At 45.0% G+C, this 14,929-nt stretch carries 15 protein-coding genes; 6 read left to right on the forward strand and 9 right to left on the reverse strand.

Annotated elements, in window-relative coordinates; translation table 11 throughout:
- The first annotated feature begins 42 nt into the window (after positions 1 to 42).
- Entirely contained in the window at positions 43 to 435 is a 393-nt protein-coding gene (locus K5609_RS14035) for a hypothetical protein (protein WP_221074197.1), read from the forward strand.
- Here K5609_RS14035 and K5609_RS14040 read toward each other — a convergent pair.
- The 3 genes from K5609_RS14040 to ubiT form a co-directional block, all read right to left on the reverse strand.
- Positions 432 to 2,351 (reverse strand): sensor histidine kinase, encoded by a 1,920-nt coding sequence (locus K5609_RS14040; protein WP_221074198.1) that lies wholly within the window; start codon positions 2,349 to 2,351, stop codon positions 432 to 434. The genes K5609_RS14035 and K5609_RS14040 overlap by 4 nt on opposite strands.
- Positions 2,348 to 3,517 (reverse strand): sugar ABC transporter substrate-binding protein, encoded by a 1,170-nt coding sequence (locus K5609_RS14045; protein WP_221074199.1) that lies wholly within the window; start codon positions 3,515 to 3,517, stop codon positions 2,348 to 2,350. The genes K5609_RS14040 and K5609_RS14045 overlap by 4 nt, the downstream gene beginning before the upstream one ends.
- Positions 3,518 to 3,640: 123 nt before the next feature.
- Entirely contained in the window at positions 3,641 to 4,141 is a 501-nt protein-coding gene (ubiT, locus tag K5609_RS14050; protein WP_246611859.1) for a ubiquinone anaerobic biosynthesis accessory factor UbiT, read from the reverse strand.
- Between the two features lie 128 nt (positions 4,142 to 4,269).
- Here ubiT and ubiU point away from each other — a divergent pair, with 128 nt between their 5' ends.
- Both ubiU and K5609_RS14060 read left to right on the forward strand, forming a co-directional pair.
- Positions 4,270 to 5,268 carry a ubiquinone anaerobic biosynthesis protein UbiU gene (gene ubiU, locus K5609_RS14055; RefSeq protein WP_221074200.1) on the forward strand — a complete coding sequence of 333 codons (999 nt, stop codon included), beginning with the start codon at positions 4,270 to 4,272 and terminating at the stop codon, positions 5,266 to 5,268.
- Positions 5,269 to 5,281: 13 nt separating this feature from the next.
- Entirely contained in the window at positions 5,282 to 6,154 is an 873-nt protein-coding gene (locus K5609_RS14060; RefSeq protein ID WP_221074201.1) for a U32 family peptidase, read from the forward strand.
- An 18-nt stretch (positions 6,155 to 6,172) separates the two neighbouring features.
- On the opposite strand, the gene nlpI is transcribed toward K5609_RS14060, so the two are convergent.
- The 6 genes from nlpI to hemA all read right to left on the reverse strand — a co-directional run bounded on the left by nlpI (position 6,173) and on the right by hemA (position 12,102).
- Positions 6,173 to 7,042 carry a lipoprotein NlpI gene (gene nlpI / locus K5609_RS14065; RefSeq protein ID WP_221074202.1) on the reverse strand — a complete coding sequence of 290 codons (870 nt, stop codon included), beginning with the start codon at positions 7,040 to 7,042 and terminating at the stop codon, positions 6,173 to 6,175.
- A gap of 123 nt (positions 7,043 to 7,165) precedes the next feature.
- Positions 7,166 to 8,023 (reverse strand): 3-deoxy-8-phosphooctulonate synthase, encoded by an 858-nt coding sequence (gene kdsA, locus K5609_RS14070; protein ID WP_221074203.1) that lies wholly within the window; start codon positions 8,021 to 8,023, stop codon positions 7,166 to 7,168.
- Between the two features lie 10 nt (positions 8,024 to 8,033).
- Positions 8,034 to 8,798 (reverse strand): SirB1 family protein, encoded by a 765-nt coding sequence (locus K5609_RS14075; protein ID WP_221074204.1) that lies wholly within the window; start codon positions 8,796 to 8,798, stop codon positions 8,034 to 8,036.
- 53 nt (positions 8,799 to 8,851) lie between these two features.
- Positions 8,852 to 9,691 carry a peptide chain release factor N(5)-glutamine methyltransferase gene (gene prmC / locus K5609_RS14080; RefSeq protein ID WP_221074205.1) on the reverse strand — a complete coding sequence of 280 codons (840 nt, stop codon included), beginning with the start codon at positions 9,689 to 9,691 and terminating at the stop codon, positions 8,852 to 8,854.
- Position 9,692: 1 nt separating this feature from the next.
- A complete protein-coding gene (gene prfA / locus K5609_RS14085) occupies positions 9,693 to 10,784 on the reverse strand; it encodes a peptide chain release factor 1 (RefSeq protein ID WP_221074206.1) in 1,092 nt (363 codons plus the stop codon).
- 67 nt (positions 10,785 to 10,851) lie between these two features.
- A complete protein-coding gene (gene hemA, locus K5609_RS14090) occupies positions 10,852 to 12,102 on the reverse strand; it encodes a glutamyl-tRNA reductase (protein WP_221074207.1) in 1,251 nt (416 codons plus the stop codon).
- Positions 12,103 to 12,306: 204 nt separating this feature from the next.
- Here hemA and lolB point away from each other — a divergent pair, with 204 nt between their 5' ends.
- The 3 genes from lolB (at position 12,307) to K5609_RS14105 (ending at position 14,769) form a co-directional block, all read left to right on the forward strand.
- On the forward strand, positions 12,307 to 12,888 hold the full coding sequence (lolB, locus tag K5609_RS14095; protein WP_221074208.1) for a lipoprotein insertase outer membrane protein LolB: 582 nt from the start codon (positions 12,307 to 12,309) through the stop codon (positions 12,886 to 12,888).
- Positions 12,881 to 13,759 carry a 4-(cytidine 5'-diphospho)-2-C-methyl-D-erythritol kinase gene (ispE, locus tag K5609_RS14100; protein WP_221074209.1) on the forward strand — a complete coding sequence of 293 codons (879 nt, stop codon included), beginning with the start codon at positions 12,881 to 12,883 and terminating at the stop codon, positions 13,757 to 13,759. The genes lolB and ispE overlap by 8 nt, the downstream gene beginning before the upstream one ends.
- Positions 13,760 to 13,827: 68 nt before the next feature.
- Positions 13,828 to 14,769, forward strand: a complete 942-nt coding sequence (locus tag K5609_RS14105; RefSeq protein WP_221074210.1) for a ribose-phosphate pyrophosphokinase — start codon at positions 13,828 to 13,830, stop codon at positions 14,767 to 14,769.
- Positions 14,770 to 14,929: the final 160 nt, after the last annotated feature.

Genomic DNA, 14,929 nt, shown 5'->3' on the forward strand with positions numbered 1-14,929 from the left:
GGCTAGAGGAAAGTAATAACAACCAAGTGGGAGAAGCTGTAAATGCCAATCGTGCATATTCGCTCCTTAGCCTTACCCAACGCCATTGATATGCCTAGCCTACTAGATAAGCTGGCCAATGCTTTTGCCCAACAAGCCAAGATTCAACTAGAGCATATAAGCATAGAATGGAATTATACTCAGCCGGGCCACTACTTTGTAAACCAACAAGTTCACCACCAGCAACAGGCTAATCAACCACCACTCATGGTTGAACTGTTTATTCCCGATGTACATAGCGACAAGCGCCAACAACAACTTATTAGTGTTTTAGCCAAGGTAATTCATCAACATAGCCACATCGCCTTGGATAACATATTTGTCTCTTTGAGAGTGGCTCAGTCTGGCAGTATTTTTGATAATGGACGCATTGTTACCTGGCCTAAGAAAGGCTAAGCCGCGTGATTTTTTCCATACTCGCGAGGTAAACGGATGGTAAAACCTAAACCTTGAGGCTCGGCATTGAAGGTTTCTACGCTACCTAACAGGTGTTGATGAACCAAGTTGTATACCTGATTTAGGCCTAAACCCACATTTCCAGAGCTACGGCCGGTGGTATAAAAGGGATTGAAAATAAGGTTTATATCTTCATTAGAAACGCCGCTGCCATTATCTTGATAGTTGATTTCTACCATTTCTTGGTTAGATTCAATATCCACTTTCACGTGCGGATAGCCATGACTAGCGAAGCCATGCTGAATGGAGTTATCAATGAGACAAGACAACACCAGCTCTAGCGCCCGTTGGTTGACCAACATACTCGGGTTACTGCCAGAAACACTAAGCTGTATATGTAAGTCGGTAAAAGGTTGCAAAAACATCTGCAACTGCTGTTCTAACCAAGTTTTCAAATTTAGCCGCTGTAGACTAGAGTCAATGTCACTTCCAGCTAAGGCTTTAAAAGTGTTCACTAAGGCCGCTGAGCGCTGCAAGCTACTTTCAAGTAACTTCCCACCTTCAATACCTTGATCCAGCATAGATTCCAGCTCTGAACGTGCTAAGGAACCATCTTTAAGCTGCTGCCCTATGCTCTGATAGTTGCTGATTAACTGGGATGCTGCCGTAATGCCCACACCTAAAGGCGTGTTAAGTTCATGGGCCATGCCCGCAACTAAGCCACCTAATGCGGCCATTTTTTCTTTTTCAACAAGCTCTAGTTGGGTATCGTTCAATTTTGCTAAAGTATGCTGCAAAGTATGATTAGCCTGCTCTAACTCTTGGGTTCGCTCTGCTACCCGTTGCTCTAACTGCTCCTGATCGCTGATAACTTTTGCCGCCATGCTTTTAAGCAAGCCCCCAACCTGATTAAACTCATCATAGGCCAGCGAGGGTACCTTGGTGTCATAGCGGCCCTTAGAGTAATTGCTTACCAAGCGACTTAAGTGCTCTAAGGGCTCAATAATTCTCCGTGTCATCGCTATAGCAATAACGGCCACCAGCACAAACACAACCAACAATACGATAACCACATTTGATTGACGTTCCACCAACAGCCCCCAAAGCGAGCGGCTTTGTGCGCTCAATGATAGAGAAAGAGGCTCGGCCATTTGGCTTAAATCTAAATCAACATCTATGTAAAATCGTCTTTTAGGTGGCTCTCCCTTAGAGCCTTTAAACAATAAGCGCTGTGAATGAAATAACTCTAAGGAGCCTTGCTGAGAAATTCGTGAAGCCGCTTCGCGCCAAATCGACTGCATAGGCACAAACACCACTAAAGCGCCAACTTGCTGGCTATCTTGAATAGCGTTTAGATTTTTTTGCAACAGTGGCTGCATAAATAGCAGACCCGAATCGCTATCGATATCATCAATACCAGTCACTAGCTGAGCGAACTCGGAATCTTGGTAAACTTCGATTAATGCTTCTTTGCTCCCTGCTTTTACTTGTTGATTTAAACGTTGGATGGCCGCGTAATGCACCTGTAAGTCCAATATCTCTGCCTGTAGAGGGGCTCCTTCAATTATTTGCCCTTCTAAATCGACAATATAAATCGCTGAAGCCCAACTGTTTTGCTGCAATACCTCACTAATCAGTTGATTAGAATGGAAGCCAAAAATGGCTGAAGTTGGCGTAAGTACTACGTCGTTAACTTGAGCCAGACTTTGTAAATCAAGCAGCAGTTGCCTTACTTGATACTGAATGTTCTGGGCAATATTGTTAGCCTTAAGGTATAAGGTTTGCGTTACAGCTTGTTGGTCTTGTTCAGAAATTTGCTTAAGAAGAAAAGAGCCGATGAGTATGCTGGGCAATAAAGCCCCTAACAAAATACTAAGCGCCAATGTTGTTCTCAGCTGATTAGCTTTTATCATCATTGCTTCTGGGTCTGCCTATAATCTCTTTCAGCAAATTGCTGCATATATGCTCTAGCTTTGGCGGCATCTAACACGCCCTTACTAAATAACTCAAAGCCTTTACGTAACCCTAGCCATGCACTAGCTTGTGCAGCCTCTGCTGACATAGGAACGGCTTGTTCTAGCTGGGCTAACATTGCCGCTTCATTAGGGTTTGATTGCTGTTTTATTTGGCTCAGTAAATTCGCATTTACTGGGAGGAATCGAGCTTCTTGGTATAAACGCTGCTGTACTTTTTCGCTTTGTAAATACTCACTCAACTCCTTCAGTGCTGCTACTTTTTTAGAGCTCAGGCTATTGTCAGGGAAAACCAATACCAAACTCGAGGAAAGCGGCTTAAAGGCCCGATTGCCGATATCTGGGATTAAGGCAATGCCTAGCTCGTCTCCGAGGTGATGTTCAAAGTCTGCGATAGCCCATTCACCATTAATAGCGTAGGCCACTTTTCCTTCAATAAAATCTTTATAACCACAGTCGTAGGTGCACTCTGCACTCACTAAACCGCGTTTAGCTAGGCTCTTATAAAAGTTTAAGGCATCCTCCATGGGTGGCTCGTCAAGTGTGACCAATTTTCCCCGAGTCATTCGACCGCCAAAGGTATTGTAAAATCCGGCAAACCAATACATTTCGGAGTAATTCCAGCCAATGGTAGCAATGCCTTGTTCATCAAAATGCTTTTTCTGATCTAGCAGCTCTTGCCAAGAACTGGCAGGCTGTTCCACCAAACGACGATTATAAAAAAGCATAAGATGGTTTCCCTGCAAAATCGGGATCCCATGCAACTGCTCATCGATAGTGGCGGTGAGTAACAGGGTACTAGGCGTATTGGGGTCAATAAAATCGCTAGGAACGGTAGACAACTTTGCTTGCTCTGCGATGCCAATAATATCGGAAGGAGCAAAAGCAACATCAGCAGCAGTGCCTTGCAACACTGATTTAATCAGCGCCGGCTTTAGGCTTTCAGAAGTGATTTGATAAAGAGTTACTTGATGCTGGCTTTGCGCTGAAAACTCATTCAGCAATTCTTGGAAAATAGCTTTGCCTTGCTCTCTGTAATAAAGAAAGCTTAATTGCTCGGCACTAGCGCTTCCCCACACTATCGCTAGCAAGAACAGCACAACTCGCATGAAACCCCCTTGATCATCCACCCTGTTTTCAGTGTAGTTCAAAAGTACTAAGTTGCGCTTAAAACACCTTTAGTATTCGGGAGATAGCATGCATTTAAGCCATTGAATTTTTGAAAATAAGGTCTACGCTATACGATATTCAGATACCATCGCCGCACCATGCTTTAAGGGTTCGCTCATCCAGCGTGGAAGATCATCAATATCTAGGTTGTCCAAGAGGTTTTTTAACTCTAAACCCAGCTCAGTATCACCTTCAATTTTTAAGCGGCGCTGAAAAAACAGCGTGTCGGGATCTTCTTGACGCCCCATCATCAGTACAAAATCATTCAATTCGCCTGAGAAGCTCACATCAGCTTGCGGTGCATTAGCTTGAACGACTAAGCGCTCGTTATCGAAAGTGATATACCAGCTTGCCGCTAAGTCACTTACCGTAAGTTTTAACCAACGCTGCTCCAAAAAATCTAAATCACCCTCTTCTATCGCTTCAGCAAAACTCAAAGCCAGTGCTTTTTCCATGGCCTTACCTTGCAGCGCAAAAGGACACATTTTTACTGGCAGACTTAATAAGCGCGGCATGTCTTTGACTAAAGATTGTTTTAAGCGAGTAAGCACTAAAGACCTCATAAAATTAACAAACAAAGCTGATAAGTGGCTAAGTTTACGCAGTTTTCCGTAGTGCAAAGCTGCGCTGAGTCAATATCCCATCTAACTAAGCCCAGTAGAATGACAAAAAATCTCTAGTAGAGGGAAATATGGAATTACTTTGCCCTGCAGGCTCTTTGCCCGCAGTTAAAGCGGCGGTAGATCACGGTGCCGACGCTATCTATATTGGTTTTAAAGATGCCACTAATGCCCGTCACTTTGCCGGCTTAAACTTTGACGGTAAAAAGCTCGATAAAGCGGTGGATTACTTAAAGAAGCACCAGCGCCAACTGCACATTGCGATTAATACTTTTGCTCATCCAGAGCAACATCAATTATGGTATTCAGCCATCGATAGAGCGGTAGAAATTGGTGCCGACGTGGTAATTTTGGCCGACATAGCCTTATTAGAATACGCCAAAAACACCTACCCAGATTTAACCGTACATTTATCGGTTCAGGCCTCCGCCACCAATGCTTCAGCCATCGAGTTTTATCACCGCAACTTCAATGTGAAGCGTGTGGTATTGCCACGTGTACTGTCGATTCATCAGGTTAAACAGTTATCACGCGCTTGCCCGAATATGGAATTGGAAGTATTTGCCTTCGGTAGCTTATGTGTAATGGCTGAGGGGCGCTGCTACTTATCATCTTACCTTACCGGTGAGTCACCTAATACTGTTGGCGCCTGTTCGCCAGCCTCATTTGTGCGCTGGCAAGAAACTGAACAAGGCTTAGAGTCGCGCTTAAACGACATATTGATTGATCGTTACGGCCCCAATGAAACGGCCGGTTACCCCACCCTATGCAAGGGTCGCTTTGAGGTAGATGGTGAGCGTTATCATGCGCTTGAAGAACCAACCAGCTTAAATACTTTAGAATTATTGCCAGAGCTATTTGCCGCCAATATTTCCGCGGTAAAAATCGAAGGTCGCCAACGCAGCCCTGCTTATGTAGCGCAAGTCACCCAGGTATGGCGCGAAGCCATTGACAGCTACCAAGCGCAACCCGAACAATACGCCGCCAAACAACAATGGATGAGCCAACTCGCTAAATTATCAGAAGGTAGCCAAACTACATTGGGTGCTTATCAAAAAGCTTGGCAATAACTATAGGTAGATTATGAAGTACTCACTTGGGCCAATCTTATACTATTGGCCAAACCAAAAAATTGAAGAATTTTACCACCTAGCCAAAGCAAGCAGTGCCGACATTGTCTATCTAGGTGAAACGGTATGCAGTAAGCGCAGAAACATGAAGGCGCAAGACTGGATAGATATGGCCAAACAGCTTTCTCAAGCTGGCAAGCAAGTTGTTATCTCTACTATGGCTCTGCTAGAGGCACCTTCAGAAATCCGCAACTTAAAGAAACTCATCGACAATGGCGATTTTTGCATTGAGGCTAACGACTTTAGTGCGGTGGAAGAAGCCTATAAAGCTAAGCTGCCTTTTGTGTGTGGCCCGGCCATTAACATCTACAATGCTTATGCCCTCAAGGTACTATTGGACCAAGGCATGCAGCGCTGGGTAATGCCAGTGGAGCTGTCTCGTGATTGGTTGCAAAAACTGAGTCACGAATGCACGGAGATGGGCATAAGAGAGCGCTTTGAAATAGAAGTATTTGCCTATGGCCACCTACCACTAGCCTACTCTGCTCGCTGTTTTACCGCACAGTCGGAAGGTAAGAGTAAGGACAACTGCGAAACCTGCTGTATTAACTACCCAACAGGCCGTGTAGTTAATAGCCAAGAAGGCCAACCACTGTTTGTTCTAAACGGTATTCAAACGCTTTCTGGTGAGTGCTACGACTTAATAAACGATCAGCAAAGCATGAAAGGGCTGGTAGACATCGTAAGGATTAGTCCGCTAGGCGAGGAAAGTATTGAACACTTAGAGGCATTTCGCTTAAGAAGTAACACCGGCGACCATTTTCCAACGCCCGACAGTGTTAATGGATATTGGCATCAAATTGCTGGCATTCGCCAGCAAGATTAAACGCAAATCGAGAGCCAGTTAAATTTGGCTCTCGTAACGATTTAGTTCAAACAAGGCTAAGCGATGCTCAACAAAGTCGTATACATTGTTAGCCAATGAAAGCTTAAAGTAACTGCTCGCTAACTGCGGGTCACCAGCACGTTGCGCTAGCTTAGCCATATAGAAATAAGCTTCACATAAACGTTCAGCCAAAGCACGATTGTCACCTTGCACTTCCATAGTGGTACCTAAGAAGGTTTGCTGGTCAATTTCACCCGCGTATAAACGCACGATTTGCCAACCCCAATCTTCATTGCGGTAGGTTTTTAACGCTTCAACCAACTCATTCTCGGCTTCTGGCTCGCCCGCCTCTAGCTGAATAAGGTAGCGCCACAATACTCGGTAAGGGTCGTTAGGCGCTTGGTCTGCATAGTGATTTACATCAGCAACTGCAAGCTGTGGCTTATTGGCGTAATTAAGCGCTATCCCACGATAGAAATAAGCAAAGCTGTAATCGGGGGCAAGTTCAACCGCAGAATCGAAAGCTTCAAAAGCACTATCAAACTCTTCGGCTAAGGTGAAATACACCCCCAAGAAGTTGTAGGCTTCAACAAAATCAGGCTTTAACTGAATTGCACGATTAAAGTCAAAACGGGCTAAAGCACGCAAACCCACTCTATCAAATACAATTCCGCGCTCGTAATACAGTTGCGCCATTTGCTCTTGGTTATACTCACCGGAGTTAAGCATTTGTCCAAGACGCGCTAAAGCAACTTCTGATTGATAATTAACTTGCAGAGGTTTTGCCAACACCACCGTTTGCGGTGCTTGACTTGAAGTGCTAGCACAAGCGCTAAGGTAACCAAACGTTACTAACATGCACCCTGTGCGCAAGGCTTTTATTAACATATCACTTCCATTTTTCATCTAGCTAGGGCCAAAGTTAATCATAACTTCGCCCCATTGTTGTTATTAACCCTAACAAGAGTGCAAGCTTAGGGAAACCTAAACTTGGCATTATCGATAAATTTCTTATTTTGATTGGGTATCTAGTGCAGCAAAGGACTTAACCAAGTCATCCAAAGCTTTTATCTGAGTTAGAAATGGTTCTAACTTAGATAATGGCAAAGCGCTTGGGCCATCACACTGGGCGTTGTCTGGGTCTGGGTGAGCCTCTAAAAACAAGCCCGCAAGGCCAGTTGCCATACCTGCTTTTGCTAACTCGCCAACTTGTTCGCGGCGACCACCAGAAGCAGCACCGAGGGGATCTCGACATTGTAGAGCATGGGTTACATCAAAAATAACCGGCGAGCCCTTGCTGACTTTTTTCATGGTGCCAAAACCTAGGGTATCTACCACTAAGTTGTCGTAACCAAAATTGCTACCACGCTCACATAAGATGATTTTCTCGTTGCCACACTCGGCAAACTTATCAACGATATTGCCCATTTGAGAAGGGCTCAAAAACTGTGGTTTTTTAACGTTAATTACCGCACCAGTTCTAGCCATTGCTTCCACTAAATCGGTTTGGCGCGCCAAAAATGCGGGTAGCTGAATAACGTCAGCCACTTCAGCTACAGGCGCTGCTTGAGCTACTTCGTGAACATCGGTAATTACTGGAATAGAAAACTGCTGCTTTATTTCTTCTAACAAACGCAGGCCTTGCTCCATGCCTGGGCCGCGATAAGAGTGAATAGAAGAACGGTTAGCTTTATCAAAAGACGCTTTAAATACGTACGGAATACCTAGCTTGTTGGTCACTTCTACAAAGTGCTCGGCGATGCGCATTGCCAAGTCACGAGATTCCAATACATTCATACCAGCGAACAAGGTAAATGGCGCATCGTTAGCCACATTTATTTTGCCGATATTAACGATTTTTTGCTGCATGCTATTCCTCTTAATGCAAAATTGCGGGTTGCGAATCCATCGAGTGGATCTGCACCTTTAGTATCTTCGATAAGGGGTCATCGGGACACTGTTCAATAAAATATTCAAAGTCGTTAATTGCAACGTTGTTGCAATCTAACTGTTGATAAATAAAACCACGGTCGCGCATTTCATGCGGGTCGCCAGGCTTTAAGCGTAGTAATACTTGAGAAACCCGCAACGCTATTTCAAAGTCATCTTCACGTAAACAAGCACTCTTAAGCTCTGCTAACCAACGCTCGGTCATTTGTGCTGAAGAAATCGGCTCTAAGTCATCTTGAGATAAACGGGCCAAATTGCCTTTGTGACCACGATGAATAACTTCTAATTGGGCTAAGCTGCGCTCTTCCCCATTAAAGGCATCAAAATAAACGAATCGCTGTGACATTTTAAAAGCGAGAATAGTTTGGGCGGGGAATTCAATGGCGTGACATTCAATGTCTAACTTACGCGCAAAGTAATGCAGCAACATCGCTAAGCTAGTTGCATTGCCACAGCGCCGGCTTAGCGACTCTCCAATTAATAAGTTTTTGCTGTGATAGTAAGCTTGCCAATCGCTGGTAAAGCCAAGGTCAGCATAAAACAGCTTTTTAAGCTGTTCAAAACGTAGCTCAACCTTCTCTTCTAGAGGGTTAAGTTTGAGCCAATCTAGCCATAGCCGGTGCAAAGTTTTACGCACCAACACCATCGACTGCCCAGAGATTTCTTCTTCAATACCTAAAATTCGAAAAATCACTCAAGCTTTTTCCTTTACAATCTTGTACTAACAATGCACCCACGTGCATTGTTTTATTCTTTTATGCGACCGCCTGTCACCCGGTCCATACCGCCATAATCTTGCTCGGTAAATACCTCAATAAAGCCATTGGCAACAAGCAGCTCTTGTACTGCGTCTTTCTGGTCAAAGCCATGCTCTAACAATAACCAGCCACCCGCTTTTAAATAGCTGGGCGCTTGATTCACAATATGCTCGATATCTGCTAAACCATGTTGCTCAGCAGTTAATGCTGAGCTGGGTTCAAAACGCACATCACCTTGTGACAAGTGCGGATCTTCTGGGTCAATATAGGGTGGATTACTTACCACCATATCAAATTGTCGCTCAGCAAATGGTTCGAACCAAGACCCTTGCTTAACCTGAACCTGCGACAAATCCAGCTTATGAGCATTATGTTGAGCCAAGTTAACAGCATCTTCACGCAAATCACTGGCAAACACCTTTGCCTTGGGCAACTCACTTGCTAAGGCCAGTGCAATAGCGCCGGTGCCAGTTCCTAGATCAACTATATGGGTATCGGCCTGGTTAAGCACTTTCTTTAGTGCTTGCTCAACTAAAACTTCGGTATCTGGGCGCGGGATCAAAGTTGCTGGTGAGACTTTTAGTGATAAGGACCAAAATTCCCGCTCACCGACAATATAAGCCACCGGCTCACCCGCTACGCGTTTAGCGATAAGCTCTTGATAAAGTGCCCATTGCTCATCGCTTAAGGCCCTTTCAGGCCAAGTAAGCAAATAAGTTTGGTTGCATTGCAATAGATGTTGCAAAATCACCTTGGCATCTACCTTGGGTGATTCGCCGCCTGCAAGTTGCTGCTTGGCCCAATTTAGGGCCTCAACAATTGACGGCAACTTAGCCTTCACCTTCCGCTAATGCCGCTAATTGGTCAGCTTGGAATTCCTGTAAGATTGGGTCAAGCAAGGCTAATAAATCGCCCTCAAGTATCTCGTTTAAACGATACAAGGTTAAGTTGATACGGTGGTCGCTCACTCGGCCCTGTGGGTAGTTGTAGGTACGAATACGCTCACTACGGTCACCACTGGCAACTAATTCACGGCGCATACCGGTTTCTTCGGCGCGGCGTTTTTCATCTTCTGCAGCTTGTAAACGAGATGACAATACCGACATCGCTTTAGCACGGTTTTTATGCTGAGAACGCTCTTCCTGACATTCAACCACCACACCACTTGGAATGTGAGTAATACGGATTGCCGAATCGGTTTTGTTTACGTGCTGACCACCGGCACCAGAGGCGCGGAAGGTATCAACTCGCAGATCACCCGGGTTAATTTCAATTTGCTCAGCTTCGGGAATTTCCGGCATGATAACCACGGTACAAGCCGAGGTATGAATGCGCCCTTGCGACTCAGTTTCTGGCACACGCTGCACTCGGTGACCACCTGACTCAAACTTCATCAAGCGGTATACATCTTCACCATCAATTTTAGCAATCAGCTCTTTGTAACCACCTTGCTCACTCTCGTTACACGACATAATGGTCATGCGCCAGCCTTGGCTTTCTGAGAACTTGCTATACATTCTGAATAGGTTACCAGCAAAAATAGCGGCTTCGTCGCCACCCGCACCCGCGCGAATTTCCAAAAATATACTGCGCGAGTCATTGGGGTCGCGAGGTAACAACAATAACTGTAATTCTTCTGAGAGCGTTTCGATGCTTTGCTTGGCTTCATCAATTTCCATCTCAGCCATTTCGCGCATTTCAGGATCGTCGTCTTGCAGCATTTCGTTGGCTGAATCGATGTTTTCTTGGGCCTGCTGGTAGGCGGTAAAACAGTTAACCACTTCCTCTAGCTGAGAGTATTCCTTAGTTAATCCGCGAAACTTGTCTTGGTCAGAAATAATATCTGGCTCACCAAGCAATACTTGAACTTCTTGATAACGCTCTTGCAAGGTCTCAAGTTTGGATATAATTGACGCTTTCATGCTTTCTCTCTTTATACACAACACTTCGTTGGCTATTGCTAGCAACGAAGCATCGACCTCAATTGGGTTATTTTCTTAGGCCAATGGCCTCTCGTATTACTGCAAGCTCTTCAAGGCGGCCATCTCGGCCTGCTTTGTTAATGGCTTCAGTAGGAGCGTGAATAAGTTTGTTGGTTAACTGAAACGCGGTTTCGCGGACCACCGTAGCGGGATCTTTGCCATTTGCCAAAGACTCAAGCGCCTTCTCTACCGCAGCATCACGAACACGTTCGCTATGGCTACGATAATCACGAATGGTAGTAACCGACTCTAACGAGCGCAACCAGCCCATAAAGTCTTCACTTTGCGTTTCTACAATAAACTCAGCTTGTTCGGCTGCTTCACGGCGAGATGCAATATTTTGCTCAACAATGCCTTGCAAATCATCCACCGTGTAAAGGTAAGCATCGCGCAGCTCACCCACTTGTTCTTCAATATCTCTTGGTACCGCTATATCCACCAAAAACATCGGTTGAAAGCGGCGTTTTTTTAATGCTGTTTCTACCATTCCTTTACCAATAATAGGCAAGGGGCTGGCAGTGGAGCTGATCACAATGTCTGATTCGGCCAAGTGATTAGGTATTTCGTTAAGTGTTATCACTTCGGCGCCAAAACGATCTGCCAAGGTTTTAGCCCGCGACACCGTGCGGTTGGCCACCATAAGCTTACTAACGCCTTGGTCAACCAAATGTTTTGCAACCAGCTCGATAGTTTCACCAGCACCTACTAACAAAACCTTAGACTGACCTAAGTCATCAAAGATTTGCTTGGCTAAACTCACCGCTGCAAAAGCCACCGACACCGCGTTTACCCCAATATCTGTATCGGTTCGTACTTGCTTGGCCACAGAAAAAGCACGTTGAAAGAAACGCTCTAGCACACTGCCCACAGAGCCTGCTTCTTTCGACTCGGTATAAGCCTGTTTAATTTGGCCTAGTATCTGCGGTTCACCTAATATCAGTGAATCTAAACCACTAGCAACGCGCATTAGGTGAGCCACTGCTTGAAGCTGCTGATACTGATAAAGGCAAGGCAATACTTCTTGCTGATTTAATTCTTTATAGTTAATCAACCACTGCACAACTTCTTCACAACTTACATCACCTAAGTTGCAATAAAGCTCGGTTCGATTACAGGTAGATACGATCACCATCTCTACACCAAGCTGAGTATTAGCATGGCTTAAAGCTTGGTTAACCTGTTCTGGACTAAACGCGACTTTTTCACGCAGGCCAACGGGAGCCGATTTGTGATTGATTCCTAAGACTTGCAGAGTCATCGTAGTGGGGCTTTGTGGCGCCTTTTCCTAATGGGGTAAAAAAGCAAATTGTACGGGAATATAGGGCTAAATAAAAGAAACTCAGACGTCAAGCAGCGCCTGATTAGCTAAAATTGATCGCTTTAAGCAACACATCTTTGCTTTTAAGCAATTTACAGCTACTACCTTGAACTTTTATACTGCAAAAAAACAATCGGAATTGCTGTGCGCCATCTAGCTGCTCTATTTATTTTTGTACTTAGCCTTAGTGCCTGTACATCACCGCCGCCCATTAGCACCCAAAACAGTGAATGGGGCCAGCACTTAAGCGAACTTCAGCAGCTAGACAATTGGCAACTGAGCGGCAAAATTGCTTTTATTAGCGATCAGCAAAGACAAGCTGCTAACCTATTTTGGCAGCAAAATAATGATAAAAGTGTCCTGCGTATTAATGGGCCGCTGGGTATGCAAGGTATAGAATTGCACTACCAACCCGGCAAAGTATGGGTAAAAACCAAAGATGAAGAATACCAAGGCAGTGATGCGCAGTTGTTGGTATACCGTTTGACCGGTTGGCAAGTTCCCGTTGAGCAATTACCGGCTTGGCTGCTGGGCATACCCACTCAAAATGATTACCAGTTAAATGCCCAAAACCGCTTAGCTAGCTTTACTACCGCTGAGCAATGGCAAATTGATTACTTAAACTATGGGCAATATGACCAACATACCCTGCCCCGCCAGCTAACACTTCGCTCCGCCGACAATCTTCTAAAACTGAATATTCACAAATGGCAAATTAATGACTAAGCAAACGATGAGTGGTCCCTGGCACTCTCCCGCCAAATTAAACCTGTTTCTTTATATAACAGGTCAACGCGCAAACGGTTACCACGATCTGCAAACCTTATTTCAGTTTATCGATTGTTGTGACCAACTTTATTTCACCGTTACCAACGACAACGACATTAATTTAGATAGCCAATTAGACTTTCCCGCAGAAGACAATTTAATCGTAAAAGCCGCGCGCCTATTGCAGCAACATTGTGCAATTCAGCAAGGCGCAGCTATTAAGCTGGATAAACACTTACCCATGGGCGGCGGTATTGGCGGGGGGTCATCAAATGCGGCCACCACACTACTGGTATTAAATCACCTGTGGCAATGCAACTTAAGCGAGCAAGAATTAGCCTCACTTGGTTTGCAACTTGGCGCCGATGTGCCTATTTTTATTCATGGCCATAGCGCGTTTGCAGAGGGCGTGGGTGAGCAAGTTCAAGCTGTTGAAATTGATGAACCTTGGTATCTGGTATTGCACCCCGAAGTGCACGTTTCTACCCAAAGTGTATTTGGTCACCCAGAACTGCCAAGAAACACTCCCAAGCGAACTTGGCAGCAATTATTAACAGAAAATTGGCAGAATGATTGCCAAGAAATTGTGGCTAAAGTTTATCCGGAGGTTGCACAAGCTCTTCGCTGGTTGGTAGAATACGCGCCGTCGAGGATGACAGGAACAGGTTCTTGTGTTTTTGCCGCCTTTGAAACAGAGCGTGAAGCCTTGTTAGTGCTGAATAAACGCCCTAAAAACATTTCTGGTTTTGTGTGTAAAGCCTGTAACCAATCGCCGCTTCATCGGCAGTTGGCTAACGAAAAAACACTCGTAAACACAGCAGGTTTTTAAGAAATTTCATTCTTTCAAACTTAAAAAACGTAACGCTCTTTTGACCCGATAAATCTGAGGTTTCCATCGTGCCAGACATGAAACTCTTCGCCGGTAACGCCACGCCCGAACTTGCCCAGCGTATTGCTGACCGCCTCTATACCACCCTAGGTGATATTTCAGTAGGTAGATTCAGTGATGGCGAGATTAGTGTACAAATCAATGAAAACGTTCGTGGTGGAGACATTTTTGTTGTCCAATCCACTTGCGCTCCAACTAACGACAACGTGATGGAGCTAATCGTAATTGTTGATGCTCTACGTCGTGCCTCTGCGGGTCGTATTACTGCAGTAATCCCTTACTTTGGTTACGCTCGTCAAGACCGTCGTCCACGCAGTGCGCGTGTGCCAATTACCGCTAAAGTAGTGGCAGATTTCCTATCAAGTGTAGGTGTTGACCGTGTACTAACCGTTGACCTTCATGCTGAGCAAATTCAAGGTTTCTTCGACGTACCTGTTGATAATGCTTTTGGTAGCCCAGTATTGCTACAAGACATGCTAGACAGAAATCTAGAATCTCCAGTAGTTGTGTCTCCAGACATTGGTGGCGTGGTACGTGCGCGTGCAGTAGCTAAAATGCTCAACGACAGTGACTTAGCGATTATCGACAAACGTCGTCCTCGCGCAAATGTTGCTCAAGTAATGAACATTATTGGTGATGTTGATGGCCGTGACTGCATCATGGTTGATGACATGATTGATACCGGCGGCACTTTGTGTCAAGCAGCGGCAGCGCTTAAAGCGAAAGGCGCTAAGCGAGTATTCGCTTACGCGACTCACCCAGTATTTTCTGGCAATGCAGCAAACAACATTACAGAGTCAGCCTTAGATGAAGTGATTATCACTGACTCTATTCCGCTAACTGAAGAAATGCGTAATGTTGAGAAAGTGCGTCAATTGTCGCTTGCGCCAATGCTAGCAGAAGCTATTCGTCGCGTAAGCAACGAAGAATCTATCTCTGCAATGTTCTAAGCAGCAATAAACAAACAAATTTCAAAAGCGCGGTAATGTGAATTACCGCGCTTTTTTATTGGCTTTCAAAAACGTCAATGGTAGAATGCCGCGCCTTTTGAATTGAAGAGACCAAGTGTTATGCACTTTTTCGCTAATTCAACGAGGTACTGGTTAGAGT

It is taken from the genome of Agarivorans aestuarii, from assembly GCF_019670125.1.
GTDB lineage: Bacteria > Pseudomonadota > Gammaproteobacteria > Enterobacterales > Celerinatantimonadaceae > Agarivorans > Agarivorans aestuarii.

Bases quoted from the DNA above. Each gene is read 5' to 3' on its own strand.
- K5609_RS14035 (WP_221074197.1), top strand. From the start codon at position 43: ATGCCAATCGTGCATATTCGCTCCTTAGCCTTACCCAACGCCATTGAT.
- K5609_RS14040 (WP_221074198.1), bottom strand. From the start codon at position 2,351: ATGATGATAAAAGCTAATCAGCTGAGAACAACATTGGCGCTTAGTATT.
- K5609_RS14045 (WP_221074199.1), bottom strand. From the start codon at position 3,517: ATGCGAGTTGTGCTGTTCTTGCTAGCGATAGTGTGGGGAAGCGCTAGT.
- ubiT (WP_246611859.1), bottom strand. From the start codon at position 4,141: ATGAGGTCTTTAGTGCTTACTCGCTTAAAACAATCTTTAGTCAAAGAC.
- ubiU (WP_221074200.1), top strand. From the start codon at position 4,270: ATGGAATTACTTTGCCCTGCAGGCTCTTTGCCCGCAGTTAAAGCGGCG.
- K5609_RS14060 (WP_221074201.1), top strand. From the start codon at position 5,282: ATGAAGTACTCACTTGGGCCAATCTTATACTATTGGCCAAACCAAAAA.
- nlpI (WP_221074202.1), bottom strand. From the start codon at position 7,042: ATGTTAATAAAAGCCTTGCGCACAGGGTGCATGTTAGTAACGTTTGGT.
- kdsA (WP_221074203.1), bottom strand. From the start codon at position 8,023: ATGCAGCAAAAAATCGTTAATATCGGCAAAATAAATGTGGCTAACGAT.
- prfA (WP_221074206.1), bottom strand. From the start codon at position 10,784: ATGAAAGCGTCAATTATATCCAAACTTGAGACCTTGCAAGAGCGTTAT.
- hemA (WP_221074207.1), bottom strand. From the start codon at position 12,102: ATGACTCTGCAAGTCTTAGGAATCAATCACAAATCGGCTCCCGTTGGC.
- ispE (WP_221074209.1), top strand. From the start codon at position 12,881: ATGACTAAGCAAACGATGAGTGGTCCCTGGCACTCTCCCGCCAAATTA.